The 1,136-nt window shown below is 70.9% G+C and carries 1 protein-coding gene and 1 pseudogene; both read right to left on the bottom strand.

Features of this window, described 5'->3' with window-relative positions; genetic code table 11:
* Window positions 1–174 (bottom strand): annotated as a pseudogene (locus ABT160_RS47100) (glycosyltransferase family 4 protein); the annotation flags it as partial.
* A gap of 160 nt (window positions 175–334) precedes the next feature.
* Window positions 335–1,136 (bottom strand): polysaccharide deacetylase family protein (locus ABT160_RS47095; RefSeq protein ID WP_351656615.1); only part of this gene is annotated, 802 nt, incomplete at its 5' end.

The raw sequence follows: 1,136 nt of genomic DNA, 5'->3' as shown, positions 1-1,136 counted from the left end.
CAGGTGCTTCATCACCACACCCGCCGGAGCGTCCAGCGTCGGCACCTCACGGTGGCGGAAGACCGACACGATCTCCACCTCGTGCTCGACCGCCAAGGCCTCGGCCAGGTTGAACGTCGTACGGATCGTGCCCCCGATCCCGTACGCGTTGTGCAGGAGAAATGAGATGTGCATGCGTGCAGCCGTTCCTCTTCCGGCCCCGGCGGGGCGTGTTCGTCGTACGGCGGCCGTCAGGTTGAACGAGCGGGAGGGCGGTAGGTCGCCCTCCGCGGCCGGGTCCGCCCGTACGAGCGGTTCCGGGGACGTCCGTTCACGGGTGTCCGGGCACGCCCGTTCACGGGTGGTAGACCGCTCCCGGGGACGGCGCGGCCGGGGCGAGGAGCTCGGGGACGGTGACGAACGTGTAGCCGCGGGCGCGCAGTTCGTCGATGATCCGGGGCACCGCCGGGACCGTGCCGTCGTAGATGTCGTGGAGCAGGATGATCCCGTCGCGGGACGCCTGGTCGAGGATGCGGTCGCCGATCAGGCGGGTGTCGGTGGTGTCGTAGTCGCTCGCCGTGGCGCTCCACAGCACTTCGGACAGGCCCAGTGAACGGGCGACGGACTCGACCTTCTCGTCGGTACGCCCCTGGGGCGGGCGCATCAGCACGGGCGCCTTGCCCGTGGCGCGCTTGATCGCGTCCTGGGTGCGGCCGAGTTCGTCGCGTATCCGTTCGGCGGGGAGCTGGTCGAGCCGCTGGTGGGTCCAGGTGTGGTTGCCCAGGACGTGGCCCTCGGCGGCTTCGCGGCGCACCAGGTCGGGGTGGGCGAGCACGTGGTTCTTGCCGAGGAGGAAGAAGGTCGCGTGGACCTTCTTCTCCTTGAGGATGTCCAGGAGCTGGGCCGTGTGCGGCCCCGGGCCCGCGTCGAAGGTCAGCGCGATGCACTTGGTCCTGGCGCAGTCCGGTCCGTGCGCGGCCGTCGGGGACACGGTGGCGGCGGCCCGTGCCTCGGCCGGTGTCGTACGGTCCTGCCCGCAGCCGGTCGTCAGCAGCCCGCCGCCGATGGCCTTGAGCAGGGTGGACTTGCCGGAGCCGTTGGAGCCGACCAGGCCGATCGCCTCGCCCTTGTAGGCGGCGAAGTTGACGCCCTTGACG

Source organism: Streptomyces sp. NPDC001941, from assembly GCF_040296945.1.
GTDB lineage: Bacteria > Actinomycetota > Actinomycetes > Streptomycetales > Streptomycetaceae > Streptomyces.
Note: the sequence above shows the minus strand (reverse complement) of the source record. Positions and strands in the feature narration are given on the sequence as shown.